The organism is Streptomyces sp. RLA012 (assembly GCF_056270325.1).
This window is the reverse complement of record NZ_JBWDPA010000002.1, coordinates 6,008,652-6,034,961: the sequence shown is the minus strand read 5'-3', so window position 1 is coordinate 6,034,961 and position 26,310 is coordinate 6,008,652. Positions and strand designations below refer to the sequence as shown.

The window sequence follows — 26,310 nt, the reverse complement described above, 5'->3', positions numbered from 1 at the left end:
CAATGCAATGCCTGGCACTGTACAAAGGAATTGGCAATAGCCGATACTTTGCCCAATAACAGCCGGACAGTCGGCATCTCCCCGACAACTCCGTGACGTCCACGCACGTCATGGGGTGTGATCGCAGAGGTGCCGCACGAAGGGACCGATATTCGTGGCTCAGCGTGTCGTGGTCACTCTCTTTGACGACATCGACGGGTCGGAAGCGGCGGAAACGATCGCCTTCGGACTCGACGGCAAGTCGTACGAGATCGACCTCAATCCTGCCAATGCCAAGAAACTGCGTAAGGCACTCGCACCGTTCGTCGAGGCCGGCCGCAAGCAGGCGAAGTCCGGGAAGGCCTACACGCACACCGCGTTGACCCCCGACCCGGCCGCCGTCCGCGCCTGGGCCCGCTCCAACAAGCTGGAGGTGCCGCCACGCGGGCGCATCCCCAAGAAGGTCTACGAGGCGTTCGCCGAGGCGCACTGAGCCCGCGGGTCCTCCCGGGACGCCCGCGAGGACCCGCCATCGGGCCTTGGGAACAGCCGACTTGCGCTGACCCCCCGCTGATCAGCTAGAGTCTGGAGCACGCCGAGGGGCAAGGCCGAAAGGACGAACCCCAAGGAGTCACGCGGGTGTAGTTCAGTAGCAGAACATCCCCCTTCCAGGGGGAAGGCGCAGTGTGCAATTCCTGTCACCCGCTCTGCAGCCCTTACCGTTCACTTTTGTGGATCAGGTAGGGTGGTGCTCGCACCGACCGGTGAAAGCTGGTCGGGAGCAATGCGGACGTAGCTCAGTTGGTAGAGCGCAACCTTGCCAAGGTTGAGGTCGCGAGTTCGAGCCTCGTCGTCCGCTCCAGCAAGCAAAGACCCCGGTCATCGACCGGGGTCTTTCTCGTGTGCGCACACGAGTGTCCCCTGACATTTGTCATGCGGACTGATGACACCGCGCACTGCTGTCGGGCCCCGTCCGCGGTGACGCTGATTTCATGAACACGAACGAGCAAGATGACGTGATTGAGGTCACTGATCTGCGGCGCGTGTACGGGGGAGACCGGGGAGTCGGCGGAGATTTCGAGGCCGTGCGCGGAATCACCTTCTCCGTGGGCCGCGGTGAGCTCTTCGCGCTGCTGGGAACGAACGGCGCGGGCAAGACCTCCACCGTCGAGCTGCTTGAGGGCCTCGCCCCTCCGGCCGGCGGTCGGGTACGGGTCCTCGGGCACGATCCGTACGAGGAGCGCGCGGCCGTCCGGCCCCGGATCGGCGTGATGCTGCAGGAGGGCGGCTTCCCCTCCGAGCTGACGGTCGCCGAGACCGTACGGATGTGGGCGGGCTGCACGAGCGGCGCCCGGCCGACCACCGAGGCCCTGGACATGGTCGGGCTCACCCGGCGGTCCGGGGTACGGGTCAAGCAGTTGTCCGGAGGCGAGAAGCGGCGCCTGGACCTGGCCCTCGCGCTCCTCGGCCGCCCCGAAGTCCTCTTCCTCGACGAGCCGACGACCGGTCTGGACGCCGAAGGACGCCGGAGCACCTGGGAGTTGGTACGAGAGCTGCGCGACGGCGGTACGACCGTGCTGCTGACCACGCACTACCTGGAAGAGGCGGAGGAACTGGCCGACCGGCTCGCGATCCTGCACGAAGGACATATCGCCGCCGCCGGCACCCCGGCCGAGGTGACCGCGTCCCAGCCGTCCCGGATCTCCTTCGAACTGCCCGACGGCTTTCTCCTCGGAGACCTGCCCCCGCTCCCCGGACTCGGCGTGACCGACCACCAGACGGCGGGCCGCCTGGTCAGGCTGCGCACCGACGAACTCCAGCGGACCGCCACCGGACTGCTGATATGGGCCCGGGACCAGCGGGTCGAGCTGCGGGGGCTTGATGTGCGGTCGGCGTCACTGGAGGAGGCGTTCCTGCGGATTGCGCGGGACGCGGCGGATCGGGGCGGGGCCCGCGAGGCCCGCGGGGGCGACCGGGGCGTGGGTGCGGGGGAACAGGAAGGGGAGGTGGCGGCATGAGCACGACAGTGCCGGTTGGCGGGGATGCGGGGATGGAGAAGGGCAAGGGCTCGGAGGTGGGTGCGGGCTCGGGGGCGGGGGTAGGCACGGGGGCGGATATGGGCTCGGGCTCAGGCTCGCGGGCGGGTGCGGGCGCCGGTGCCGGTGTGACCACGGCCGTGGGGCGCATGGTCGCTCTGGCGCGTGCCGAGCTGACTCTGCTGGGCCGCACGAAAGCGACCCTCGCCGCCGCCGTGCTCGTGCCGCTGACCTTGCCGTTCAGCCTCCGCGGAACGGTCGACCAGATGGACCTGAAGGACACCGGGCTCTCGGTCGGCTCGGTGATCCTGCCGTCCTCCGTGGGCTTCTCGCTCCTCTTCGCGGTCTACAGCTCGCTGGTGAGCGTGTACGCGGCCCGCCGCGAGGAGCTCGTCCTCAAACGGCTGCGCACCGGGGAACTGCGGGACGTGGAGATCCTCGCCGGCGCCGCGCTGCCCTCGGTCGCGATCGGCCTGGCGCAGTGCCTGGTCCTGACCATCGCGTGCGCCGCGCTGCTGGACGTCGGAGCGCCCCGGGCACCCCACCTCGCCGTGCTGGGACTGCTGTTGGGCCTGGCGATGTGGCCCCCGCTCGCGGCGGTCACCGCGAACTTCAGCAAGAGCGTGGAGGGCGCCCAGGTCGCCGCCATGCCCCTGATACTGGTGTCGCTGCTCGGCTCCGGCACCTTCGTCCCCCTCGAATTCATGCCCGACCGGCTCGCCTCGGCCTGCGAACTGCTCCCCCTGACCCCGGTGATCACCCTGATTCGCGGCGGCTGGACCGGCGACCTCTCCGCACACGACGCCCTGGGCGCCCTCGGGACGGCGATGGCCTGGATCGTGCTCGCGGTGTTTGCTGTACGACGGTGGTTCCGCTGGGAGCCGCGACGGTGACCAGGGACGCGGAGGTGGGCATGAGCGGTCGAAGCGGCTGGTGGCGCGGGAAGAGCACACCGGCGAAGGTCGAGACGTACACACGGTGGTCGTTCCACACCTTCCCGTTCATCGAGATCGCCACCTTCGCGCTTCCGGCCTTCGGGTATGTGCCCGTACCGGTGAACTGGATCCTGGTCCTGCTGGTGAGCGCGCACGCCGCGCTCAGCGGGGTGACCGCCTCGCGGACTCTGGACGCGACCCGCGGCCACCGCCCCCTGCCGGTACGGCTGCTCTGGGCGCTGGCGACCGCCACCGCGGTGTTCGCCGTCGTGAGCCTGGTGATCGCGCTGCACGGCGCGCACGGCGCGGACAACGAGGCGGCGGCGGGCACGGTGTTCGTCGGCGTCCTGTCGTTCGGGACCGGCACGCTCGCACTCGCGGTGCGCGAGACGCGACGCCTGGTCTACGGCGTGCTCGGCACCGCCCTGGGCGCCGGCGCCGTGGCCTTCTTGGTGGGCGTTCCGGCGCCCGCCAGCCTCGTCACCGCGGGCGTGGTGGTGATCACCACAGGGTTCCTCACCTTCACCTCTGCCTTCTCCGTCTGGCTGCTGAACGCCGTCTACGAACTGGACGAGGCCCGCGAGACCCGGGCCCGGCTCGCCGTCGCCGAGGAGCGGCTGCGCTTCGGGCGCGATCTGCACGATGTGATGGGGCGGAATCTGGCGGTGATCGCCCTGAAGAGCGAGCTCGCCGTACAGCTGTCGCGGCGCGGGCGGCCGGAGGCCGTGGACCAGATGACCGAGGTCCAGCGGATAGCGCGGGAGTCGCAGCGGGAGGTCCGGGAGGTCGTACGCGGCTACCGCGAGGCCGACCTGGGCACGGAACTCGCGGGCGCCCAGGGCGTGTTGGCGGCCGCGGGCATCGACTGCGAGGTCAGCGGCGCGGCGACCGGGCTGCCCGCGTCGATCCAGTCGGCCCTCGGCTGGGTCGTACGGGAGGCGACGACGAATGTGCTGCGGCACGGGGACGCCGGGAAATGCACGGTGTCCCTGCGGGTGGCGGAGGGCCGGGTGACCCTCACGGTCGAGAACGACGGGGCGCCCGGAGCCGCCCAGGGGCGGGGGTCCGGGCTCGCGGGGCTGCGGGAGCGGATGAGGGAGGTGGACGGGGTGCTGCGGGCCGGGCCGGCCGAGGGCGGGCTGTTCCGGCTGACCGCCGATGTGCCGCTGCCGCCGGCCGGCCCGGAACCGGCGCCGCCCCCGGAGCCGGGGGTCCTGAAGTCTCCTGTCCCGCGTGTCGTGAGCGAGGTCACCCCGTGACATCCGTACCGCCCTCCCCACCGTCCTCCGTACCGCCTTCCGTACCGCCTTCCGTACCGCCTTCCGTACCGCCTTCCGTACCGCCTTCCGTGTCGCCCATCCGACTGTTGCTCGCCGACGACGAGCATCTGATCCGAGGAGCGCTCGCCGCGCTGCTGGCGCTGGAGGACGATCTCGTGGTGGTCGCGCAGGCGGCGACCGGGCCCGAGGCATTGGCGATGGCGCGGGCGCACGCGCCCGAGGTCGCGGTGCTGGATCTGCAGATGCCGGGGGCGGACGGTGTGAGGGTGGCCACATCTCTGCGGGCCGAACTGCCCGACTGTCAGGTGCTGATCGTGACGAGTCATGGGCGGCCGGGGCATCTGAAGCGGGCGCTTGCGGCGGGTGTGCGCGGGTTCGTCCCGAAGACGGTCAGCGCACAGCGGCTCGCGGAGATCATTCGTACGGTGCATGCGGGAAACCGTTATGTGGATCCGGAGTTGGCCGCCGACGCGATCTCCGCCGGGGACTCGCCGCTGACCGCGCGGGAGGCGGAGGTGCTTGAGTTCGCCGCCGACGGGGCGCCCGTCGCGGAGATCGCCGAGCGGGCGGCGCTGTCCCAGGGGACGGTACGCAACTATCTTTCGTCGGCCGCCTCGAAGCTCGGGGCGGAGAACCGTCACGCGGCGGTGCGTCTCGCACGGGAGCGAGGTTGGGTATAGTTGTCCTCGCACCACAGCGCATGCGGACGTAGCTCAGTTGGTAGAGCGCAACCTTGCCAAGGTTGAGGTCGCCAGTTCGAACCTGGTCGTCCGCTCAGAGAAAGAAGCCCCCGGCCCTTCAGGGTCGGGGGCTTCTTCGTGTATTTCTCCGTGTGCTCCTTCGCGTCCTCAGCTCCAGCTGGTGCCGGTCAGGCGCTCGTACGCCTCGATGTACTTGGCGCTGGTCGCCTCCACGACGTGCGCCGGCAGCGCGGGCGGCGGCTGCTCGCTCCTGCGGTCCCAGCCCGACTCGGGGGAGGTCAGCCAGTCGCGGACGAACTGCTTGTCGAAGGACGGCTGGGGGTGGCCCGGCTCCCACGCGTCGGCGGGCCAGAAGCGGGAGGAGTCCGGGGTGAGCACCTCGTCGGCGAGGACGAGCGTCTCGCCCTCGTAGCCGAACTCGAACTTGGTGTCCGCGAGGAGGATCCCGCGCTCGCGCGCGATGTCGCGGGCACGGCGGTAGACGGCGAGGGTCGTCTGGCGCAGTTCGGCCGCGGTGTCGGCGCCGACCTGGCGGGCGACCTCCTCGTAGGAGACGTTCTCGTCGTGCTCGCCGACCGCGGCCTTGGTGGCGGGGGTGAAGATCGGCGCGGGGAGTTCCGAGCCGTCGGCAAGGCCCTCGGGGAGGGCGAGGCCGCAGACCGTACGGGACTCGTCGTACTCGACGAGGCCCGAGCCGGTGAGGTAGCCGCGCGCGACGCACTCGACCGGGACCATCCGCAGGGACTTGCAGATCAGGGTGCGGCCGGCCCAGTCGGCGGGGGCACCCGGCGGGAGTTCGGTGCTCAGGACGTGGTTGGGGACCAGGTCGGCGAGCTTGTCGAACCACCACAGCGAGAGCTGGGTGAGTACCCGGCCCTTGTCGGGGATCTCGGTGGGCAGCACCCAGTCGTAGGCGGACAGGCGGTCACTGGCGATCATCACGAGGTCGCCCGCCTCGTTCTGGTACAGGTCGCGCACCTTGCCGGTGTGCAGATGCACCAGACCCGGGACCTGGAGGGGCTCGGGCTTTTCGACGAATCCGGACATGGTTCCTCCCCGTGGTTCTGTCCAAGTGGCTCGATTCTCCCGTATCCGGAGAGCGGCGTCGGCCAGGGGTGTGCTTGGTGTGCTCTCTCAGTCGCGTTTGCAGATGCGGTCGAGGAGGTTGGCCGTGGCGCGCTGCACTCGGGCGTCGACGTGGCCGGGTCGGTCCAGGGCCGGGGACCAGGCGAACGTCCCGGATGCGAAGACCAGGGCGCCGGAGGGGGCACGGTAGAGGGAGGTCTCCTGGTGACGGACGGTGCCCTCGCTGTCCCGGTACGGGGAGTGGGCGAGGAGGATACGGCCCTGGTGCTCCGGCAGCGGGGCGCGGGGGAAGTAGCGGTCGGCCTCGCCCGCGACCATGCCGTCGAGTTCGTCGCCCTCGTGCGCGCCGGTGGCGTCCCACAGCCAGTGGTCCGCGTTGCGTACGACCATGGGGTGGGGCTCCGGGACCCTTCCCGCGTACTGGATGCCGATGAGCTGCTGCTCGGGGCGGTCGATCTCGCGCCACAGCGCCGGCCGTCCGGGACCTCGGCGCTTGCGGCAGGTCAGCAGGCGGTCGGCGACGCCGGACGGGGACGGGCCCAACTCCACCTGCCAGTACATGGTGTTGGCGGAGAGGAAGACCAGGGAGGTGCCGCTTTCGCGGGCGAGTTCCACGGTGCGGCGCATGGTCGTCGACCAGTACTCGTCGTGGCCCGGGAACACCAGGCCGCGGTAGCGGGTGGGGTCGACGCGGCCGGCGTGCAGATCGCGGGCGTCGGCGTAGGCGAGGTCGTAGCCGTAGCGCTCGGCCCAGCGGATGAAGTCGTAGGCGTGGCCGACGTGCAGGGGGAGGCCCGCACCCGCGTACGGGCGGTCGAAGGAGACCGTCGTCGCGGCGTCGGACTCACCGAGCAGGCGGCCGTTCTCGTCCCAGGCGTGGTAGAGGCTGGCGCCGGTGTGGCCGTCCTCCGGGTAGAGGTTGTACGCCTGCCACGTGATGTCCGGCAGCAGAAGCAGCAGGTCCGCCGGGTGGTTGTCGCGGACCGTGAAGGGGACGTGGGAGCGGTAGCCGTCGGCGGTGGTCAGTACGGCCACATACGCGCCGATGTTCCAGTAGCTCGGGATCTGCAGACGCCAGGAGAGCCACCAGTGATGGCAGGAGACGGTCCGGTCGGCGGTGAGCGGCGGGGGCTGGACGATGCCGGAGAGGCGGGGGCTGGTGGTGATCTTGCTGGCGCCGTCGCCTCCGTAGTGCCCGATGCGGTAGATGTCGACGCTGAATTCCTGGGGCGGGTCGACGGTGACGTGGAAGTCGATGGCCTCGCCCGGGGCCGCGGCGCCGTTGGAGGCGAAGCCCTTGATCTGGCGGCGCACGTCGTCCGCCGGGCGGGGGCCGCCGGCTCGGGGGCGGGGGACGGGGGGTCTGCGGGAGCCCTGCCGCTGGGCGTCGCCGCGGGCGTCTCCGACCCGGTCCGCTCGATCTGCCCGGTCTGCCCGGTCTGCTCTCCCGGTTCGGTCGGCCTGGTCGACATGGTCGATGTGGTCGATGTGGTCGGTGTACCAGGGGACGACGTGGCCGGTGTCGTCGAAGTACTGCTCGTCGCCCCGGAGCCAGGGGACAGGGCCCTGGCCGAAGGGGTCCGTCACGGCGTGCGCGAGTGCGCCTGACTCCCAGCGGCGGATCTGCTCCGACCCCATGTCTGTTCCCCTCCCTCGTGCCCCCGTCGGTTCCGTATTGCCTCTGCACTTGCGCGATCCTCTGTCCTGCGCGCGATCGGTCCCAGCACATCACATTACGCACGCACTCCGTCACCGTTCGTCGTGAATTGACGTGAACGGAATGCGATCCTCCGCCGGCCTTGCCCGTCCCGTTCCGAACCAGGGGGTCCGGCGTTCGAGAACGAGGAAGGGGTGTGTCGATGGTGTGTTCAGACCAGGCGGACCGGTTTTTCGGGGCGGACGCCCAGGTGGAGGAGCCAGTCCCGGAGCGGAGCGGGGTCGCCCTCCTCGACGAGGGTCAGGACACGGGGCCCCAGATCGGCGGCGCGCTCACCGCCGACGAGGAGGGAAGGACCGTCGAGCCAGTCGAGCCCCGGCGCCGCCCCGGCGGTGTCCATCGCCGCGCAGCAGACCATCGCGGTGACATGGTCGGCCAGCAGCTCGCGCCCCGTGCGCGGCGGCTGCAGCGGAAAGAGGGGCAGCATCCCGTCGTCCCAGAACGCCCGGTCGGGCCCGGCCGGCTCCGCGCCCCCGCCCGGCCCGGAGGCCACGGCCGGCGCGGCCGCCTCCTCACGGGCCAGCTCCGCGGTGAGGCCGGCGGCGAGCGCCGCCGTCCGCTCATTTCCGAGGGCGAGGTCACCGTCACCGTCGTCGGCATCCGCATCCGCTTCCGTGTCTGTGGCCGTGCCCGTGTCTGTAGCCGTGTCTGTGCCTGTGGCCGTGTCTGTGCCTGTGGCCGTGTCTGTGCCTGTGGCCGTGTCGTCGGCCTGGATCCGGATCTGGACCTGACCTTGGTCCTCCTGGTCCTGGCCCTGGCCCTGGCCCTGGTACAGATCCTGGTCCTCGGTCAGGCCTGAATTCACGGCGTCCACGGCGTCCGGGGCGTCCGGGGCGGGCACCGCGGTGCCGGTGGGCGGCGCCGTCAGATGGTCCACCACGCGCGCCAGCGTGGGACCGTCGTGGTGGCCGGGCGCCGCGGGGTCCGTGGAGTGACGGACACCCAGCGCGTCCAGCACCCGGTGCAACCGGGCCGCGTCGGTGCGCCATTTCCGGTCGACGACCTCGTCCGGATACTCCTGCCAGTCCACCGGAGCCCAGTCGGGCCCGGACTCGGCGGGCCCTCCGTGGAAGAGCCGGGCGGCGAGGAGCGAGGCGGCCTCGTCCACCGTGCCGGGCTCTTCGAGCAGGTCGCAGGCGGGGCGCTCACCGAGGCGGGAGGCGAATCCCTCGGCCAGCCGGTCGCGGCGCGACAGCTCGGTGAGGGCCGCGACGACGCCCGCGTCCAGCCGGGACGGCCAGCGGCCCATCCGCCAGGCGGGCAGTGCGACGCGGGTCAGGAGACGGTCCCAGCCCGCGTAGGCCAGGCCGACCTGTTCCTGCGCGACGATCCGCAGACCGTAATCCACAGCCTGTGCACGCTCCGCCGCGGCGGCCGCCACCCCCCGTTCCATTTCGGCCGCGTGGCCCCGGCAGCTGCGCAGCAGCAGGCGGGTCACCCAGCCGACACCGGCGAGAACCGTGCGGACCAGTGGGCCACGGCTGGGCGCCGAGGTCACGGCCACGGCCGCGTCCAGGCCTCGTACGAAACGGCGGGCCGCGGCTATGTCGGAGTGGGCCGAGGGTCCCGTACCGGCGACGACCGGGGCGAGGACCGCGCGCAGTTCCCCGACCCGCATCCACCACAGGAAGGGCGAGCCGATGACGAGGACGGGAGCCGCCGGGGCCCGGCGGGAACGCCCGGACACCCCTCGTACGCCGCGCAGGCCTCGTACACCCGCTATTTCGTCCCTGTCCTCGCGCGGTGGCGGGCCGTGCGCCGGATGGGTGCGGTCCTCCAGCCAGCTGTCGCAGTCCGGGGTGAGCGCTATGGCCGAGGGGGGCGGTACGTCGAGGCGGTCGGCCAGGTCCCGGACCATGCGGTAGAGGTCGGGGGCCGATTCCTCCGCGATCGGGACCGTGGGGCTCATGGCCGGGCGGGCGCGGGCGACGACGAGGGCGATGCCCGCGGCCGAGAGGAGGACGAGAACGGCGAGGACCGTCATGATCCAGCGGGTGACGGGCCAGCCTCCGCCGGTGATGTGACCGGTGGAGCCGCCGACGAGCAGCACGACGGCGACGGCCGCGGGCAGCAGGGCGACGGCCAGCGCCCTGCCGCGGATGCGCAGCACGGCGAGCGCCCGGGAACGCGCTGCCTGCGCGCCCACCTCCACACCCATACCGGTCACGACCGAACGTCACCCCCTATGGTCCGCCGGGCGCGAGCTGTCTCACAGCCCGTACCGACGGATGCCCTGGCGTTGCTCACTCCCCCACTGTGGCACCCGCCACTGACATCGCAATGCCGGTGGGCCAAGTGCCGGAACGCTTTCGCCGCACCCTAGTTGGGGCCTCGGCCTCCGTCAGCCGGATGGGGCATCGCTCACTCGATGGAATGGCTTTGGGGAAAGGTGGATGACCGTGGGCAAGGATCAGGCCCCGGATTCCGTACAGAATCCGGGGCCCGGCGGTACAGCGGGAAGGGGCGGAGGTCCATGCCTCCACGCCCTCAGCGGGTGGGGGGTGGAGGGCTATGCCTCGTCGGCCGCCGCCTTCGCCGCGATGTCCGTGCGGTGTTGCGAACCGTCGAGGCCGATGCGGGAGACCGCCGCGTAGGCGCGCGCCCGGGCCTCGGTGAGGTCGGTGCCGGTCGCCGTGACGGAGAGCACGCGGCCCCCGGCGCTGACGACCGCTTCGCCGTCGCGCTTCGTCCCGGCGTGCAGGACGTACGCGTACGGGGCGTCCTGGGCCGCCACCTCGTCGAGTCCGGTGATCGGGTCGCCGGTGCGCGGGGTGTCCGGGTAGTTGTGCGAGGCCACGACCACCGTGACCGCCGCGTCGTCGCTCCAGCGCAGCGGCTCCAGATCGGCGAGGGTGCCGTTCGCCGAGGCCAGGAGCACACCCGCGAGCGGGGTCTTCAGCCGGGCCAGGACCACCTGGGTCTCCGGGTCGCCGAACCGGGCGTTGAACTCGATCACCCGTACACCGCGGCTCGTGATCGCCAGACCCGCGTAGAGAAGGCCGGAGAACGGGGTGCCACGGTGGCGCAGCTCGTCGACGGTCGGCTGGAGGACGGTCTCCATGACCTCCTCGACCAGCTTCGGGTCCGCCCACGGGAGGGGCGAGTACGCGCCCATGCCGCCGGTGTTCGGGCCCTCGTCGTCGTCCAGCGCGCGCTTGAAGTCCTGCGCGGGCTGGAGCGGGACGACCGTCTCGCCGTCGGTGATCGCGAAGAGCGAGACCTCGGGGCCGTCGAGGAACTCCTCGATGACCACACGGTCGCAGGCGTTGGCGTGGTCCCGGGCCTTCGCGAGGTCGTCGGTCACGACGACACCCTTGCCGGCCGCGAGCCCGTCGTCCTTCACGACGTACGGGGCTCCGAAGGCGTCGAGCGCCTCGTCGACCTCCCCGGGCGTCGTGCAGACATACGAACGTGCCGTGGGGACGCCCGCCCCCGCCATCACATCCTTGGCGAAGGCCTTGGAGCCTTCCAGCTGCGCGGCCTCCTCGGAAGGGCCGAAGCAGGGGATGCCCACCGCGCGTACGGCGTCGGCGACGCCGGCGACGAGCGGTGCCTCCGGGCCCACGATCACCAGCTCGGCACCGAGCTCCGTGGCCAGCGCGGCCACGGCGGCGCCGTCGAGGGCGTCGACCGGGCGCAGCTCGGCCACCTCCGCGATGCCTGCGTTCCCGGGGGCGCAGTGCAGGGCGGTGACGTCGGGGTCGAGGGACAGGGAACGGCACAGGGCGTGTTCGCGGGCGCCGCTACCGATGACGAGGACCTTCACGGGGTCAGCCTATCCGCCGGGGCCGGGTGCCTTTGTGGGGGCTTCCGAAGCGGGGGGTGCGGAGAGTTGGTGCGATCCTCCGAGAGCCCAGGGGGTACGGGGCTGCGGGCACCCGCCTTCAGCGACGGGAACCGGCCCTTCGGCGACAGGCGGCGCCCCTTCTCCACGTTCGTGCGCGTACTTCATGCACGTACTTCATGCGCCTGTTTCATGTTTCATGCGCGCGTTCACTCGTTGGAGAACTCCTCCACCACCGTCGCACCCAGTTCGCGGACGATCAGGTCATGGCCCGAGAGTGCGGACTCGTCGAGGTCGGGGTCGTCGTCCTCGGGGATGTCGTCCTCGGGGGCCACCGGGGGCGGCTCGTAGGCGGTGGGCGGCGGGGTGGGGGGCGGCGCGGGTGCGGACGGACCCTGACCCGCCGACGGGCCCTGCGGCGCCGCGGGGCGCGGAGCCGGGGCCGGTGACTGCTGGGGGGCGGGGCGCGGGGCGGCCGGAGCTCCGCCGTAACCACCGCCACCGCCGAACCCGGGGCCGGGACCTTGGGCAGCCATCGGAGGCGGTGCGGAGCCGCCCGAGGCGTCGACGATCGCCTCGATCTTCCACTGGACGTTGAACTGCTCGGCCAGCGCCTGCTTCAGCACTTCCTCGCTGCCGCTGCTCGCGAAATTGTCCCGCGCGCCCGCGTTGACGAAGCCGATCTGCAGGGTCGTGCCGTCGTAACCGGTCACCTGGGCGTTCTGGCTGAGCAGGATCCAGGTGAAGCGGCGGCGGTTCTTCACCGCCTCCAGGATGTTCGGCCACAGCATGCGGGGGTCGACACCACCGGCGGCGGGGGCCGGGACAAAGCCGGATGCGGCGCCAGATGGGGCGGCTGCGGGAGCCGTCGGAGCGGCCGCGGGCGTCGCGCCGGGCGGGGCGGGGGCCTGTCCCCCGCCCGTGGGTGCCGCGGTCGGCCAGCCGCCGGGGCGCCGACCACTGCCCGCGGCGGTCGCGGTGGGCCAGGCACCGGGTGCGGTTGCCGCCGGGGGGGCGGGCGCGGCCGGAGCGGCGGCCGGGGGAGTCGCGGGAGCGGGCGCGGGCGCGGCAGCGGCGGGGCTTGGAGCCGGGGCCGGAGTCGGGTACGCGGCAGCGGGCGCCGCAGGGGCAGGAGCCACCCCCGCGCCCGAAGCCACAGCACCAGCACCAGCACCAGCACCCCCATACCCCTCAGGTACTCCCGGCCGTACGGCGGCGCGGGCGGCGGCGGCCCCACCGCCCGGCGGAACCACCGCGGCGCCCGCGGGCTCCGCGCCTCCCGGCACCGCATGTACTTCAGGACCAGGTACGTACCCCATGGCAGGGCCGCCACCACCGCCGGAGAAGTTCACCCCGCGCTCGATCCGGTCCAGGCGGGCCATGACGGACCGCTCGTCCCCGTACGCCGCGGGCAGGAGCACGCGCGCGCAGATGAGCTCCAGCTGGAGTCGCGGCGAGGTGGCGCCGCGCATCTCCGTCAGCCCCGCGTTGACGAGATCGGCGGCGCGGCTCAGCTCGGCGGCGCCGAAGACCCCGGCCTGGGCCTGCATGCGCTCCACGACATCGACCGGGGCGTCGATGAGCCCCTTCTCCGCCGCATCGGGCACAGCGGCGAGGATCACGAGATCCCGCAGCCGCTCCAACAGGTCGGCGACGAACCTCCGAGGATCGTTTCCGCCCTCGATGATCGTGTCGACGACCTCGAAGGTGGCGGCGCCGTCCCCCGCGGCGAACGCCTCGACCACCGAGTCGAGCAGCGAGCCGTCCGTGTAACCCAGCAGCGAGGTGGCCATGGCGTACGTCACACCGTCGGTGCTCGCCCCCGCGAGGAGCTGGTCCATGACGGACATGGAGTCACGCACGGATCCGGCGCCGGCCCGCACGACCAGTGGCAGCACCCCGTCCTCGACAGGGATGCCCTCACGTCCGCAGACCTCTCCGAGGTACTCCCGCAGGGTCCCGGGCGGCACGAGCCGGAACGGATAGTGATGGGTCCGCGACCGAATCGTCCCGATGACCTTCTCGGGCTCGGTCGTGGCGAAGATGAACTTGAGATGCTCCGGCGGCTCCTCGACGACCTTCAGCAGGGCGTTGAAGCCCGCCGAGGTGACCATGTGGGCCTCGTCGATGATGTAGATCTTGTACCGACTGCCGGCGGGCCCGAAGAATGCCTTCTCGCGCAGGTCACGGGCGTCATCGACACCACCGTGCGAGGCGGCGTCGATCTCGATGACGTCGATGGACCCCCGTCCGTTCCGCGCCAGGTCCTGACAGGACTGGCACTCCCCGCAAGGCGTCGGCGTCGGCCCCTGCTCGCAGTTGAGACACCGGGCCAGGATCCGCGCGCTGGTGGTCTTCCCGCATCCGCGCGGACCGCTGAACAGGTACGCGTGATTGACCCGGTTGTTCCGCAGCGCCTGCTGCAACGGGTCGGTGACATGTTCCTGCCCGATGACCTCGGCGAACGACTCCGGGCGATAACGGCGGTACAGCGCGAGAGACGACACGCATACGAGGTTATAGGCGCCCACTGACAACAGGGACCGCTCGCCCGACCGCCGGGATCCCGCCGACGGGATCCCGCCGACAAGGGACCGCCCGCCGCCACACCCCCGCAAACGCAAGCGCCCCCCACGCACCCGCCAGAGCCAACCTACCCTTGCTGCCTTCCGGCCCTGGGGGAGTTCAGTCAGATAGCGCCGCGTGAGGGGCTCCGCACAGAGTACCTGATCCGGGAGGGGGGAACGAGTTCGCGAGCACTCCTCAACGTCTTGTATTGTTTGCGGCGGAGGATTCGCCTAGAGGCCTAGGGCGCACGCTTGGAAAGCGTGTTGGGGGCAACCCCTCACGAGTTCGAATCTCGTATCCTCCGCCAGTGCCTCACCGGGCACGATGTCGAAGGGCCCCACCTCACGGTGGGGCCCTTCGACGTTGTCCTCAGACCCCGTTGTCCTGGTTTTTGTCCACAGCGGGTGTTCGCGGGGTTCCCCAGATGGCATCGGCGATCTTCCGGGCAACGTCCTTGAGCATGGCGTCGGGCACGTGGAGGTACCTCGCCCGCATGCGCGCGGAGGTGCCCGGTTCCCATCCCATGATCTGATCAATGACCCGGTCCGGGACCCCGAGCAGCATGAGCACGGTGGCGGCGGTGTGCCGGGCGTCGTGAAGCCGGGCGTCCCGAACCCGCGCGTCCACCAGCAACCGCTTCCAGTCGTGGTAATCCGTGTTCGGGCTCAGCGGGCCCCCCAGTGCCCTGGTGAACACGTAGTCCGACTCGACCCACAGATCACCAGCGGTCTTGCGCTCGCGCGCCTGCACCTCGGCATGCGACCGAAGCATGGCGACCAGCGGACCCGGCAGGGGCACCGCGCGGCGGCCCGCCCGAGACTTGGTGTTCTTGGTCTCGCGCCGGACCTGTTCCCGGTTCGGGCAGTACCCGGCCTTTCGGCCGCACGGCGAGGCTTCCGGGCACCCGTGCTTGTACCTGGGGCGCAGACGGTTCCGGCGTAGCTTCAGGTACTCGTTGTCCAGGTCGACGTCAGACCAGCGCAGTCCGAGTGTCTCGCCCTGCCGCAGACCGAGCGCGAGTGCCAGCATCCAGCGGGCGCTGTTGCGGCGCTTGTTGACCTCGATCAGCAGGCTCTGCACCTCTTCCAGCGAGTAGGGCTCTACCTCGTCTTCCGCCTCTTCCATCCGTGGCGGCTTCGCCAGCGCGGCGGCGTTCTTCGCCGCATGGCCGCGCCGTGCTGCCTCTCCGAGGGCGGTTCGGATGGTGCGGTGAGCCTGATGAGCCGTGCCGGGCTTGCTGCCGCTCTTCTGCATCCGGCGGTACAGACTCTCCAGGTGTTCCGGCTCCAAGCGGTCGATGCGGTGCTTGCCGACACCGGGCACGAGGTGAACGCGCACCGCGACCTCGTAGCCGTCGTAGGTGTTCTCGCTGACCACCGGCTTGGCGATGTTCTCGACCCAGTGCCACAGCCACTTCTCGACCGTCCACGGCTTGCCGGGCTGTTGCGCCGAACCCTCGTCGCGCTGCTTCTCCAGCTTCCGGACCTCGTCCACCAGTTCCTTGCGCGTCGGGCGCGTCAGGTGCCGACGGTAGGGCGTCCCGTCGTCCTTGTAACCCATCGGCACCCGGGCGTGCCAACGTTCATCCTTCCCGTAGTAGATGGCCGATTCGCCGTTCGCCCGACGGGTGCGCTTCTGTTCTTCTGCCACGGGCAGACTCCTGTTTCTGGGTGTCGGGATGGGAGCCGGGGCGGCGGGCTGTCCTGTCCGGGAGTGCCGCCGCCCCGGGCGTGGTCAAGCGGCGCGTTGGGCCGCGCGTCGGCGGGCGACGTATTCGGCGGGCGCGTCTGCGGGGACCCGACGAAGGCGGCCGACGTCGATGGACTCCAGCTCTCCGGTGCGGATGAGCGCGAAGCACGTGGTCCGGCCGATGCGGAGTCGGCGGGCGGCCTCTTCGACGGTGAGAAGAACAAGTGTCGGGTCGTCGTCGGCGGGGGTCGTGAGGGTGCCGTGTTCGTCCAAGGCTCACTCCTGTGTGGCTGAGTTCCTGAGCAGATGCCGCCGCACAAACCGCAAAATCCGCAGAAATAGCGGGGATGGCCGCTGACCTGCGGCGATGCGGTGTGTGGGTGGTGGTGGACGGTGCTCCGCAAAAATCCGCGATATTCCGCAAAAATCAGCGGCACCCCGCGGCCGGCTCCGACCGGTGAGGCTGGGCTCGGATTTTTGCGGAATATTGCGGGATTGTGCGGCGGGGCCTCGCCGTGCGGTGGCGTGAGGTCCCGCCGCAGGTCAGCGGGCATGCCGGGGGTTATTGCGGATTTTGCGGTTTGTGCGGAAGGGGTCGGGCGGGATTGAGGGCTACCGCCCGGCATCCCGCACGTTGGGGTGTACCTGCAAGCGGGGCGCGGGAGGTCGGCCTCGCTTGCCGGTGCGCTCCGGTTGGTAGGACCGCAGGTATCCGTGGTCTTCCAGCAGGGCGAGGGCCGGTTCGAGGTCCGTGATGGTGGGGACCTCGGAGCGGGACAGGGCGGTGAAGACGTCCCGCCGGCTGACGTCCTCCCATCCGTTGTCCCTCAGCGCGTCCAGCACGCTGCGGGCCCGTCCGAGGACGGGATCGGCGCCCATGACGTCAAACGCAGCGAGGGCGTGGGCGGTGTAGTACTCCCCCAGTTCGATCGCCGCGCGCATGGTGGTCTCCGGGACCGGACGGGCGTAGCCCTCCCCCAGTTGTTCGGCGAGGTGCAGCAGCGCGGCCATGCGGGCGGTCGCCCCGGCGAGCTTTCCGGCCCAGTTGGAGACGTGGCTCAGATGCCCGCCGCGGGGCTTGAGCTTCGTCTCGATGCGGTCCTGATAGGAGATCAGGGCCGCGTCGGCTTCCGGGCTGAGTTGAATGAGGGCCGGGTCGGTCCATTCCGCGAGGGACAAGGTCAGGTCGATGACCCTCGCGGCGTAGGTGGCGGCCGTCGTCTCGGGGACCGGGTCCGTAATGATTTTCCGGTAGCCGACCGTGGACACGGGCAGGGAGTACAGGAAGCGGGCCAACAGGCCGCGCCCCTCGAACCCCTTCACCTTGCCGATGTCCCTGAGCACGTCGGGTTGGACGGCGAGGCCGATGGTCAGGGCGGGGGCGTCGATGTACTCGCGGCGGGTCTGCCGGTTGACCCTCAGCCGGTCCCCGGCATGGCCCTTGAGGAACACCTCCATGTTCGGGGCACCGGAGTAGCGGCCGGCAATGATGTCGAAGATGCCGCCCTCCGCGCTCATCACAGACAGCCGGCCGCCTTGTTCAGCCATGAGCGAGGTGACCGTCTCGGGGGTGGAATCGTCCGCGAGAAGCACCGGTTCGGCGGGGACCATGAGTGTGTCGGCGGTCTGCGCGAGACCAACCGCGGTAGCCACCATCTGTTCCCGCTTATCGCCGTCCGCGGACGCGGCCTTGGCGGCAGCCTTGTCCGCGGCCTCCTTGGCCAGCCGCGCCGTTACTTCCGCTTCCACGATGACCGGCTTCATAGACGCCTTGAGCTGCTTCTCCGCCTCATACAACGGGTTGGTCAGCAGAGAAAAGACGGCGGACTTGCGGTTGGCGGGCGGGAGCGCCACCACGGTGTAAAGGTTGGTGGGCTCGCGCCAGTTGCCGCGTACGTGGACGACCGACCGGCCCCCGGCCGCCGTGGCGAGGACGGCGAGGGCGATCGATCCGGCGAGGTCCACGGGGGTCTGCGTCTCTTCCGCGACGGCCGCCACGAACTCCCCCAGCCACGCGGGCAGAACGTGAGCGGGGAAGACGGGGCGCTCGCGCCAGCCGGTGAGAGGAATGGGGTCCTCCCACACGTCCGGCGCCGTGTCGTCCTCGCCGGGCGGCTGTTCGAGGGCGGGAAGTCCGGCCCACAGGTCAGAACTGTCCACAGGCTGTGGAGTCATGAGGCCGCCCTCCCTTCGAACGCGGTGGTGTGCGGGCAGACGCCGACGATGACGCGGGCGCTCAGCGCGATGACGGCAGCGCGGCCACGGGCACGTTCGTGATGCCCACAGGCACACAGCCAGTCCGCCACCGGTACGCCCTCGCGCCGGACCTGGAGACCCGGTTGGATGCCGGTGACGGTGACCGTCTGCGGGTCAGAACCAACAGCAGAAAGGACGCCCTTACGGGCGGCGACCCTCGGTTCGCCCACGGCGGGCCGTGGCCTGCGCTGTACGGCGCCCTGAGGGCTGTTCGCGGGGGTTCGGGATGCTTTGTTCATGCCGCGCGCCCCACAGTCGTCTCAAGGCCGTTGGCGACGGCGCGGCGGGCGTAGGGCTCGGGGACGCCGACGGAGACGGCAGCGGCCACGATCTCTTCGCCGATGGCGTCCAGTCCGCACGGTCCCGGGCACCGGGCGTGCTGGGCGGCAAGGAACCGGGCGACACCGAACGCCTGTGACCCGGCGCCGGATTCGCTGCGGTCCCGCACGAGGGCGAGGCCGCGTTCGAGGCCGGTGCGGACGTAGCGCTCGGTGTGGCGGCACCCGGTCGCAACCGCCCGGTCCCAGGTGACGCGCTCGGGGACAGAAGAGACCACCTCCCCCGGGGCGGGGGTGGTCTCTTCCTTCACCACCAGGGCGCGCACGGCCGCCGGCAGGTCGACCATGCGGCCGGTGCCGGGACCAAGCCACCGGGCGTACTGCATCAGCGACTTGACGTCCACACCCGGCCGGACCGCGTTGGACGAGCGCATCGTGCCCCGGTAGATCCAGTGCTCACCCCGCGTCGTCTGCACGATCCGGGTCGCGGGCAGGCTCCCGCGGGCCCATACGACGGCCGCCGCGTTGTCGAGGTCCACCACGGTCACCCCGGCCCCGCCGGGGTGGTAGGCAACCGCTTGAGCCTCGCGCCATGCCGGGGCCCACGCGGGGGAGTTGATGATCCGGGTGTCTGTGGTGGCGGCAGCCCATGCGTGGCAAGGGGCGGGGCACCGGCAGGTGCCCGCCCGCTTCATGTTCGGCCGTCCGCCGCAAGCGCCGTCCGCGCACCGGGGGCAGTTCCCGAACGGCACCTTGCCCCGCCGAAGGGGCAGCGGCGGCACACCGGCCGCCGCGAGGTCCAGCGCAGTCCGCAGGTGGTTGTCCGTCGTGCTCATGCCGCCACCCCCAGTGTCTCCATGGCAGCGAGGTAGGCGCGGCCGATGAACTCGGTGTAGGCGGGCGGGATGGCCTCGGTGAGTTCCTCGCGGACGTCGGTCCACGTGATGCCCATCGCGGTCTGAAGTTCCGGGATGGACGGCTTGCCCCCGCCGGCGCCGTACGCGGCGACATAGGGGCCGTCGTAGAAGCGGCCGTGACGCCACCCGCGCACCCGCCCGCGGTGCGGGACGTGCGCCGGCCGTGCGGTCGTCCAGCCGCCCAACTCGAAGTTGCGGTGCCGGATGACTCCGAGCCCGAACATCTCCCCGCACAGGGTCAGGTCCTTACGGATCTTCGCGCGGCCGTTGGGCTGCTCGATCACGTACGGCAAGCCGGTGCGGTCCAGAAGCTCACGGGTGGGCGCCACCAGGTCGACGTGCGTGCCGCCCCACCCCTGCGAGGCGTTCGTGCCCACGGTCAGCGCGCATCCGTGCTGGCACGGCGGAGAGGCGTGGACGAACGCGTAACGGCGGATCTCGCCCGACGCGATCAGACCGGCGAGGTAGGTGAGGGCGTCGCCGCGGTGGCGGGGGAAGGGGTAGTTCGGGCGGTCGGCGATGTCACAGCCGTCCACCCCGAACCCGGCCCGGTGGTAGCCCATCGCGGCACCACCGGCACACGAGAACAGATCCAGCAGACGCGGCCGGGACACTCGCCCCGAACGGGCGGCAGGGGCCAAGGGGCCCTCGCCGAAAGCGCGCAGTTGGGTCATGCTGTAGGTCTCCTGTTCTGCTACGTCGGGATACGGAGACCGAGGGCGGCGGGCTGTCCTTGTCCGGGAGTGCCGCCGCCCTCGGGCGTAGCTAGTTGGTCTTGGCCCAGTGGGCGTATTCCTGGCGGACGTAGCCGCGCGGTTCGGCGGCGGCCCTCGGCTGCACCGCCCGGATCGGTCCGTCATGGTGGCCGCCGTTGCCGTCGCGGTCGTAGTCGACGAACCGGCGGGCCGCTTCCGTGGCCACCTCGTCGGCGTCGCCCGTGATGCCGTCCTGTTCGTCGCGCAGCGCGATGCGGTCCAGCAACGCGGCCTTGCGCAGCCAGTACTCACGGCCCGAGGCCTCGCCGTGCGGCCTGTCGACGGCCGTGCCGACGGTCCATCCGATCTCGCGGACGACGCTCGGGGCGAACACGTACGCCGCCTCCGGGGTGGGCCACGGGCCCGGGTCGGCGCGGTGGTCGGCCCTGACGTAGAAGCGGTGCTGCTTGCCGTCGCGGGTGGGGCAGACGGTGACGGTGCCGGTCGTGAAGGTCTTGTCCAGCGCGGCGACGATGCGGTCAGTGTCGGCCGGGTCGCAGATGACGCGAATGTCGAACACGGTTCTCCTATCGGGCTGTTCAGCCGTGGAAGTGGCTGCGCTTGATGACGGCTTTACGGATGTTGACCGTGCTGCCCTTGCCGCCGGTGATGGCGCGGGCCGGGGTGCGCAAGGCGAGGACGACAAGGGCGACCCAGATCAGTGCCCCGCCGCTGAAGCCGGCGGCGGCATTGATGACTTCGCCGATGCCGTATCCGGCCCCGGCGGACAGGGCGCCGCCACCGATGCCGGCGCCCATGAGGCGCTGCGCGATGGGGTCGAGGAGCGGGAGCGGGGTCAGGTCGCGGGGCGCGGGGGCGACGACGGCGGGCGGGGCAAGGTGCTTGGGCATGGGGACCATGCGGCCGTAGGCGTCCGGCACCCACACCACCGGCTGACGCTCGGCGTACACGTCCATGGCCACCGGCGAGGCAAGGTCGTAGGGCGCGAGCGGGGCCGGGTGGTGGACTTCCACGGTCGCCGGCTCGCATCCGGCCGGGCGGTGGCGGTCGTAGTACGCGGTGGGTTCGTTCACGTCCTGGTCTCCTCTCTAGCGGCCGGTTCCGGCGAGGGCGCCGGTCACGGCGGTGACGAGTTGGTTGACGGTGTCGGCCGCGCCGGTGCCAGCGAGGTAGAAGCCGAAGAGCACGGCGGCGACGGCCGCGCCGGCACCGAGCGCCCGGAAGCGCAGCAGCAGCGCGAGCACGGCGGCGAGCAGCAGTACGAGGGGGATGGTGAGGACCACGGGCGTCTCCCGGCGGGTCAGCGGGTGCCGGCGCGGTAGGTGCGCGCGGCGCGGTTGTAGATCCAGCGGCCGACGCGTATGCGCTTGCCGGTGGCCTGGCAGCGGCGGCAGTCCTTGCCGCGCTTGGTCTTGCCCTTGCGGTCGGTCTTGAAGGCGTGGCCCATGCCGTCGCACTTGCGGCAGTCTCCGAACGGGCTCAGCCAGCACTTGACGACGTAACAGAGTGTGATTGCCAGCAGGAAGGCGGTAGCGAGCACTGCAAGGCTCATCAGGGGCCTCTCAGAGGGGGTTCGAGGGGTTTCCGCAGGTCGGCCGCTATGTGCTAGCGACCTGATCAGGGGCGGTTTGGGTCGCTAGCAGGGTTGCTACCGGTAGCGACGTCTGCCGCTACCGGTAGCAGGCTGCGGAACCTATCCGGCGTCCCGCTTCTTGTTGCGCTCCGTAATCGCGGTGGCGATGTCGTCGCGCTTGATGCCGCGCTTGTTGACCTGTTCGCCGTCGATGCGCCGGCTGATCTGTCCCGTGCCGATGCCGAACGGCTTGAGGGCTGCGGTGAGCGCTTCCGCCTTGGGCTTGGGCTCCAGTTCCGCCCACGGCCCGTAGACGTCGGGGCGCAGGTCGGCAAGCCGGTCCACGATCGTCTCCGACCACACCTTGGCCTCGCCCTTGCCGAGCACGGCGGCGACGTCGTCCAGGATCGTGGCGGACACCTCCGGGGCCGGTGCCTCGCCGGCCGCGTCGCCGGTGAGCGTGCCCTCGGCCTCGCGCAGCGCCGCAGCCCTGGTGAGGATGCGTTCGGCGTCACGGCCGTCGGCAAGGTAGGTCCGCACGATCCCCGCGTCGTCCGACATGCCCTTGAGCAGACCCACACCCTTGTGGGACTTGAGCAGCTTGGACGCGTCCAGACCCTCGGAGTACGAGCCCGCACCGAGGATCGTGTCCGAGACCTGGTAGGCGCCGACGCGCAGCGCGAACCGCGCTTGGTGCTGGTCACGCAGCTCCGAGGGGCACGCCTTGTCGTCCGGCTTCTGCGTGGACGTCATCACGCTCACGCCGACCGCCGGGGCGACCCGGGCGAGGTAGACCAGCAAGGACAGGATCTCCTTGCCGTGCTCGGGGTGCTGCAAGTACTCCTGCACCTCATCGATCACGAACAGGGTCAGGGGCATGTTCAGCTTCTTGTCCCGGCTGATCTCCGGGGTGAGCTTGCCCTCCGGGCAGACGTGCAGCGGCAGTTCCGAGAGCCGGTGGTACCGGTCCTCGACGTCCGCCTTCAACTCGCGCAGCGAGGTCAGCAGATGCCCCACCGGGTCGAACCCGTTCTTGGGCACGATGCCGAACCCGATGCGGTGCGCGACCAGCGCGAACTTGCGCCAGTCCGGCGACGCCTTCCCGTCGAACACGTACAGACGCACGTACGGGTCCAGCGCGGCAGCAAGCGCGATCGTGCGGGCAGAGAACGTCTTGCCCTGCCGAGGGACGGCGCCGACCAGCAGAGACAGCCACAGCAACGTGGCCATGACCGGGTTGCCCCGCTCGTCCACACCCCACGGGAACGGCTTCCAGAAGTCCACCCGAGTCGCCCCCAACAGCGGGGACTTGCCGGACGGGACCGCGAGCGGGTCACGGTCGGCGATCCAGTACGACACCCGCCGGCCGCTCGTCTCGTCCTTGTCCAGGAAGAGCTGAGTCGGCGCGATGTCCATGCCGGACGCGAGCCGGGCATGGGCCTTGAGGGCGTCCTCGAACGTCTTGCCGTAGGGCAGATCCACCACAACGCGCCAGCCGTCGCCGTCCCGGCCGATCGGCCGCGGGAAGGCAATCGACTGATCCTTGGTCGTCAGCCCAGCCGCCTCATGAGCGCGGATGACGATGTCCGAGGACAACTTGCGCTTGCGGAACGTCACCTTGGCCAGATCGATCAGCGGCCGGTCCGCCGGGGCGCCGACCACACCGAGCGTGGTGGTCAGCGTGGCCACGGCCAGCAGGAGCAGCCACGACGGCGCCATGACGAACAGCGTCAGGGTAGCGGCGAGGCCGACGAACCCGGCGATCGTGGCGACGATCCCGCGCAACCTCACGCGGTCGTTGCGCTGCCGCGACAGCTTCAGATACTCGGCCGCATCCTCAGCGGCCACGGCGGCGAGACGCAGGGACTTGCCCTCCGCGTCGAACACCCACCGGCCGATCGCGGCCGACCAGCGCCACGCCCCGCGCGGCGAGTACCACAGCACCTTGGGCGTGTAGATGCACGGCAGACGAACCGCGTGGTAGCCGACCACGGTGGAGTAGTGGCGCACGGCCCACTTGCGGACGGCCTTTCGCTGGTCGGGGAGCTTGACCCAGTCCGGCAGGACAGCCATGCGGGCCTTGTCCTTGGCCTCCATCCACTCAGCCACCGAGGGCGGGTAGACCTCGCGCGGCGGGTCGACCGGGGCACCCTCGGCCAGTCCGTCGGCCTCCGGGTCGTCGGTATCGGGGAGTTCGGCCTCCCACTCCCCCGGCTTGGCCTCGCCGGGGGCGGCGGACTCGGGAGTCTTCTTCTTCAGCGGGAACGGCAGCACGGCGGCCGTCTGCGCTTCGTCGCCTTCCGGCTGGTCCGGAGGCGGGGTGAACGTGGTTGTTTCCGTCACGATGTACGTACTCCTTCGGGAGTCGACAAGGGTCCGGCCGACTTGCTGTGGAAGGTGGGCGGCCGGACCCGGGATCGGGTGGTTCAGGCAGCGCGCTGTTCTTCGGGATAGGCGCAGGTCACGCACATGCCGAGCGTCGGAGGGATGACGTATCCGGCATCGCGTCGGCACTCGGGGCAGGTGCGGCGGGCGCGCATCATGGCTTCGTGTACGCGCCACATGCCCGGCGTCATCGGCCGTACCGGCAGGGCGAGGTCGACGCGGTACAGGTAGGCGGTCAGCGGCTCGCGCCGACGACGCGGCCGGAAGAGTTGGGCCGCGATGTCCTGACCACCCGGCCGTAGCCCCTGACTGCGGAGTTGGCGGCGGGTGGCCAAGCCGTCGTCCGGGGCGTGGCGCCACGGATAGGTGGGGATGCCGAAGCGCTCACCGGTGGGGTCGAAGCAGTCGGCGAGGGTCAGCCGCTTCACAGGGCCGTGCCGCCGACGGCGTCACGTTCAGCGAGGATCGTGTCCCGCAGCATCCGCGCGTTCGCCGGCGAGGTGTGGACCTCGCGGCGGATCCCCTCAGCGGTGATCTGCGCATCCGCCCACCCGGCCGTGACCGACCGTGCTTCGGTGAGCAGTTGATCCGGCGTCCGCTTCGGTCGACTCGATCGGGCGACCTGCGGAACCCGACCCGTCGCTCGGCGCGGCCGGCTCGACACCGCCGGGACCGTCCATACGACCGGTGCCACGATCGGCGCCGGGATCGCGCGTACGGGCTTGAGCGGCAGAGTCGACTTGCCCAGGTCGACCGCCACCGGATCGGGCACCGGGAATCGAGTCAGGACCACGGACGGCGCCGGGGTCGATTCCGGCAGGTCAGCCGTAGACCGATTCCTTGTGATCTCGGCAGATTCCTCCGCATTCGCGCCCGGGCCGGACGCGGGGTCGGTGCCGCCGAACATCGAGGCGAGCGCGGCATCCGCACCGGCGGTGATCCGGTCGCGCTGGACGTCCAGCAGCCTCGATCCGAGCGCCACGTCCCCGACCCCGACCTTGCGGGCCAGACGCCACGACACCCGATCGGACCGCTTCCTGACCCGGGCGGTCGGATGCTGAGCAGCACGCGCCCGGTGGTAGGCGAGGGCCTGAACGATGTCCGCAGTGCGCCGTTCGTTCTCCGCATCCCGGCCGTCGGTGTGGACGACGATCCGCCGGGCGAGGAACGCCATGCCCTCCGCCGACACCGACATGCCCATCGGGGTCAGGGCGAAGATGACGGTCCGCCCCGGGTCCGGCGCGGCCATCGCGCCCATGACGGCAGCGGCAGCCGGCAGAGCCCACAGCCCCACGCGGACGACGCGCGGGGAGGACTGTCCCAGCATGGTCAGCCCGAGCAGCACCAGGGCGAGAACGGCAGTTGCGCCCTCGCCGGCGGCGAGCGCACCGAGCGCGGTCCCCTTGCCGTAGGCGTGCCCGATGTTGCTGTAGGTGCCGATACCGCCGACCACGCCCGTGGCCAGCATCGGCACGAACGCAGCCGTCAGCACACTGATCTGAACCTTCGTCAGTGGCTTGTGTGCGGTCATCACGCCATCTCCTTGCCGGCGGTGCCCGGCCGGCCGTAGCGGCGGCCGTGGACGGTAGGCAGTGCGGACAGGTCAGCGCTCCCACGCCAGTAGCGGGCCACCCCGACCGAGACGTACACGTCGATGTCCCGGCTCTCGAACGGCACCGGCCGCTCAAGGCTGCGGATCAGGTCCAGCACCTTGGCGCTCAGGTTGCCGGTGACGGTGCCGGCGTCGCCGGACACGTCGGTGACGGCGGCGAACTCATCCCCGCCCAGCCGTCCGGCCACCCCGTGGTGTCCGGCCGCCCACGCCCCCAGCCGCCTGCCGGTCGCGCGGATCACCGCGTCACCGGCCGCATGGCCGTGGGTGTCGTTGATCTCCTTGAACCAGTTCAGGTCCAGCACGAGAACGGCCCGCTGCTGTCCCTTCGACAGGCTCTTGCGGGCGCGGTCCTCGAACGCGTCCCGCGTCCAGAGCCCGGTCAGCGGGTCGCGGCGAGCGGCCTCGATCCGGCGCGTCAGCCGCAGCGCGTGAACCGACCAGCCGGCCAGTAACGGCGCGCTCGCGGCGGCGGTGACTATCAGCTCAGTCATGCCGCTTCCCCCGTTCCCATCCGGTGGCCGCGAGCGGCACGCAGGAACGGCACGGTGCGGGTGAGCGCGTCGGCGTACAGGACGTCCCAGCCGGCGATCTCGTCACCGGCCTCCGCCTCCTGCCGCAGGTCGGCGAGGATGTCACGGGCCGCGTCCTCACGGGCGGCGCGCTCGTCGTCCGTCTCGGACTCCAGCGGTCCCCGGAACAGGTCGACGTCGAGACCGAGCGCCAGTTCCGCGAACTCAAGGTCGCCGTGCGCTTCGTGACCGGCGACGAAAGTGCGCATACGCATGGTGGATCTCT

Annotated in this window: 25 protein-coding genes, 4 tRNA genes and 1 other RNA gene; 9 read left to right on the top strand and 21 right to left on the bottom strand. The window is 71.0% G+C overall.

All coding sequences use genetic code 11. The features are described from left to right. The first annotated feature begins 154 nt into the window (after window positions 1-154). The 8 genes from RV986_RS27650 (at window position 155) to RV986_RS27615 (ending at window position 5,005) form a co-directional block, all read left to right on the top strand. Window positions 155-472 carry a histone-like nucleoid-structuring protein Lsr2 gene (locus tag RV986_RS27650; RefSeq protein WP_475919970.1) on the top strand — a complete coding sequence of 106 codons (318 nt, stop codon included), beginning with the start codon at window positions 155-157 and terminating at the stop codon, window positions 470-472. A 142-nt stretch (window positions 473-614) separates the two neighbouring features. Then, window positions 615-686, top strand: a tRNA-Gly gene (locus tag RV986_RS27645). Window positions 687-765: 79 nt separating this feature from the next. Then, a tRNA-Gly gene (locus RV986_RS27640) sits at window positions 766-841 on the top strand. A 130-nt stretch (window positions 842-971) separates the two neighbouring features. Then, entirely contained in the window at window positions 972-1,997 is a 1,026-nt protein-coding gene (locus RV986_RS27635; protein ID WP_475919969.1) for an ABC transporter ATP-binding protein, read from the top strand. Between the two features lie 98 nt (window positions 1,998-2,095). Continuing rightward, window positions 2,096-2,908, top strand: a complete 813-nt coding sequence (locus tag RV986_RS27630; protein WP_475924455.1) for an ABC transporter permease — start codon at window positions 2,096-2,098, stop codon at window positions 2,906-2,908. Window positions 2,909-2,928: 20 nt separating this feature from the next. After that, window positions 2,929-4,209 (top strand): sensor histidine kinase, encoded by a 1,281-nt coding sequence (locus tag RV986_RS27625; protein ID WP_475919968.1) that lies wholly within the window; start codon window positions 2,929-2,931, stop codon window positions 4,207-4,209. 98 nt (window positions 4,210-4,307) lie between these two features. Beyond that, window positions 4,308-4,910, top strand: coding sequence for a response regulator (locus RV986_RS27620; RefSeq protein WP_475924454.1), 603 nt, complete (start codon window positions 4,308-4,310; stop codon window positions 4,908-4,910). A gap of 22 nt (window positions 4,911-4,932) precedes the next feature. Then, window positions 4,933-5,005, top strand: a tRNA-Gly gene (locus RV986_RS27615). Between the two features lie 73 nt (window positions 5,006-5,078). On the opposite strand, the gene RV986_RS27610 is transcribed toward RV986_RS27615, so the two are convergent. The 6 genes from RV986_RS27610 to ffs form a co-directional block, all read right to left on the bottom strand. Further along, window positions 5,079-5,978 (bottom strand): phosphoribosylaminoimidazolesuccinocarboxamide synthase, encoded by a 900-nt coding sequence (locus RV986_RS27610; RefSeq protein WP_475919967.1) that lies wholly within the window; start codon window positions 5,976-5,978, stop codon window positions 5,079-5,081. Window positions 5,979-6,065: 87 nt separating this feature from the next. Then, a complete protein-coding gene (locus RV986_RS27605; protein WP_475919966.1) occupies window positions 6,066-7,655 on the bottom strand; it encodes a N,N-dimethylformamidase beta subunit family domain-containing protein in 1,590 nt (529 codons plus the stop codon). 230 nt (window positions 7,656-7,885) lie between these two features. After that, on the bottom strand, window positions 7,886-9,901 hold the full coding sequence (locus tag RV986_RS27600; protein WP_475919965.1) for a M48 family metalloprotease: 2,016 nt from the start codon (window positions 9,899-9,901) through the stop codon (window positions 7,886-7,888). A 342-nt stretch (window positions 9,902-10,243) separates the two neighbouring features. Beyond that, window positions 10,244-11,500 carry a phosphoribosylamine--glycine ligase gene (gene purD, locus RV986_RS27595; RefSeq protein WP_475919964.1) on the bottom strand — a complete coding sequence of 419 codons (1,257 nt, stop codon included), beginning with the start codon at window positions 11,498-11,500 and terminating at the stop codon, window positions 10,244-10,246. Between the two features lie 227 nt (window positions 11,501-11,727). Further along, window positions 11,728-14,025: a DNA polymerase III subunit gamma and tau gene (locus tag RV986_RS27590; protein ID WP_475919963.1), complete on the bottom strand. Its 2,298-nt coding sequence runs from the start codon at window positions 14,023-14,025 to the stop codon at window positions 11,728-11,730. 110 nt (window positions 14,026-14,135) lie between these two features. Then, window positions 14,136-14,234, bottom strand: an RNA gene (gene ffs, locus RV986_RS27585) — signal recognition particle sRNA small type. Between the two features lie 71 nt (window positions 14,235-14,305). On the opposite strand from ffs, the gene RV986_RS27580 reads away from it, so the two are divergent. Then, a tRNA-Ser gene (locus RV986_RS27580) sits at window positions 14,306-14,393 on the top strand. 62 nt (window positions 14,394-14,455) lie between these two features. On the opposite strand, the gene RV986_RS27575 is transcribed toward RV986_RS27580, so the two are convergent. The 15 genes from RV986_RS27575 to RV986_RS27505 all read right to left on the bottom strand — a co-directional run bounded on the left by RV986_RS27575 (window position 14,456) and on the right by RV986_RS27505 (window position 26,293). After that, window positions 14,456-15,736, bottom strand: coding sequence for a tyrosine-type recombinase/integrase (locus tag RV986_RS27575; RefSeq protein WP_475919962.1), 1,281 nt, complete (start codon window positions 15,734-15,736; stop codon window positions 14,456-14,458). Window positions 15,737-15,820: 84 nt separating this feature from the next. Beyond that, window positions 15,821-16,048: an excisionase family DNA-binding protein gene (locus RV986_RS27570; RefSeq protein ID WP_475919961.1), complete on the bottom strand. Its 228-nt coding sequence runs from the start codon at window positions 16,046-16,048 to the stop codon at window positions 15,821-15,823. A 339-nt stretch (window positions 16,049-16,387) separates the two neighbouring features. After that, window positions 16,388-17,950 (bottom strand): YfjI family protein, encoded by a 1,563-nt coding sequence (locus tag RV986_RS27565; protein ID WP_475919960.1) that lies wholly within the window; start codon window positions 17,948-17,950, stop codon window positions 16,388-16,390. Beyond that, window positions 17,947-18,270, bottom strand: a complete 324-nt coding sequence (locus RV986_RS27560) for a hypothetical protein (RefSeq protein ID WP_475919959.1) — start codon at window positions 18,268-18,270, stop codon at window positions 17,947-17,949. Before RV986_RS27560 ends, RV986_RS27565 begins: the two co-directional genes overlap by 4 nt. After that, complete coding sequence (locus RV986_RS27555) at window positions 18,267-19,145, bottom strand: bifunctional DNA primase/polymerase (RefSeq protein ID WP_475919958.1); 879 nt, start codon at window positions 19,143-19,145, stop codon at window positions 18,267-18,269. The genes RV986_RS27560 and RV986_RS27555 overlap by 4 nt, the downstream gene beginning before the upstream one ends. Beyond that, window positions 19,142-19,900, bottom strand: coding sequence for a DNA methylase (locus RV986_RS27550; RefSeq protein WP_475919957.1), 759 nt, complete (start codon window positions 19,898-19,900; stop codon window positions 19,142-19,144). Before RV986_RS27550 ends, RV986_RS27555 begins: the two co-directional genes overlap by 4 nt. Window positions 19,901-19,991: 91 nt before the next feature. Continuing rightward, window positions 19,992-20,501, bottom strand: a complete 510-nt coding sequence (locus tag RV986_RS27545; RefSeq protein ID WP_475919956.1) for a hypothetical protein — start codon at window positions 20,499-20,501, stop codon at window positions 19,992-19,994. A gap of 19 nt (window positions 20,502-20,520) precedes the next feature. Further along, window positions 20,521-21,015, bottom strand: coding sequence for a hypothetical protein (locus tag RV986_RS27540; protein ID WP_475919955.1), 495 nt, complete (start codon window positions 21,013-21,015; stop codon window positions 20,521-20,523). Window positions 21,016-21,030: 15 nt separating this feature from the next. Beyond that, the gene (locus RV986_RS27535; RefSeq protein ID WP_358545634.1) at window positions 21,031-21,225 is read right to left on the bottom strand and encodes a hypothetical protein; all 195 of its coding nucleotides are present in this window, start codon (window positions 21,223-21,225) and stop codon (window positions 21,031-21,033) included. A 17-nt stretch (window positions 21,226-21,242) separates the two neighbouring features. Then, window positions 21,243-21,494 (bottom strand): hypothetical protein, encoded by a 252-nt coding sequence (locus tag RV986_RS27530; protein ID WP_388173870.1) that lies wholly within the window; start codon window positions 21,492-21,494, stop codon window positions 21,243-21,245. Between the two features lie 141 nt (window positions 21,495-21,635). After that, window positions 21,636-23,858, bottom strand: coding sequence for a cell division protein FtsK (locus RV986_RS27525; protein ID WP_475919954.1), 2,223 nt, complete (start codon window positions 23,856-23,858; stop codon window positions 21,636-21,638). Between the two features lie 83 nt (window positions 23,859-23,941). Beyond that, entirely contained in the window at window positions 23,942-24,328 is a 387-nt protein-coding gene (locus RV986_RS27520) for an RRQRL motif-containing zinc-binding protein (RefSeq protein WP_475919953.1), read from the bottom strand. Then, window positions 24,325-25,431, bottom strand: a complete 1,107-nt coding sequence (locus RV986_RS27515; RefSeq protein WP_475919952.1) for a conjugal transfer protein — start codon at window positions 25,429-25,431, stop codon at window positions 24,325-24,327. The genes RV986_RS27520 and RV986_RS27515 overlap by 4 nt, the downstream gene beginning before the upstream one ends. After that, entirely contained in the window at window positions 25,431-26,006 is a 576-nt protein-coding gene (locus tag RV986_RS27510; protein ID WP_475919951.1) for a GGDEF domain-containing protein, read from the bottom strand. Before RV986_RS27510 ends, RV986_RS27515 begins: the two co-directional genes overlap by 1 nt. After that, window positions 26,003-26,293, bottom strand: coding sequence for a hypothetical protein (locus RV986_RS27505; protein WP_475924453.1), 291 nt, complete (start codon window positions 26,291-26,293; stop codon window positions 26,003-26,005). The genes RV986_RS27510 and RV986_RS27505 overlap by 4 nt, the downstream gene beginning before the upstream one ends. Between the last annotated feature and the right edge of the window lie 17 nt (window positions 26,294-26,310).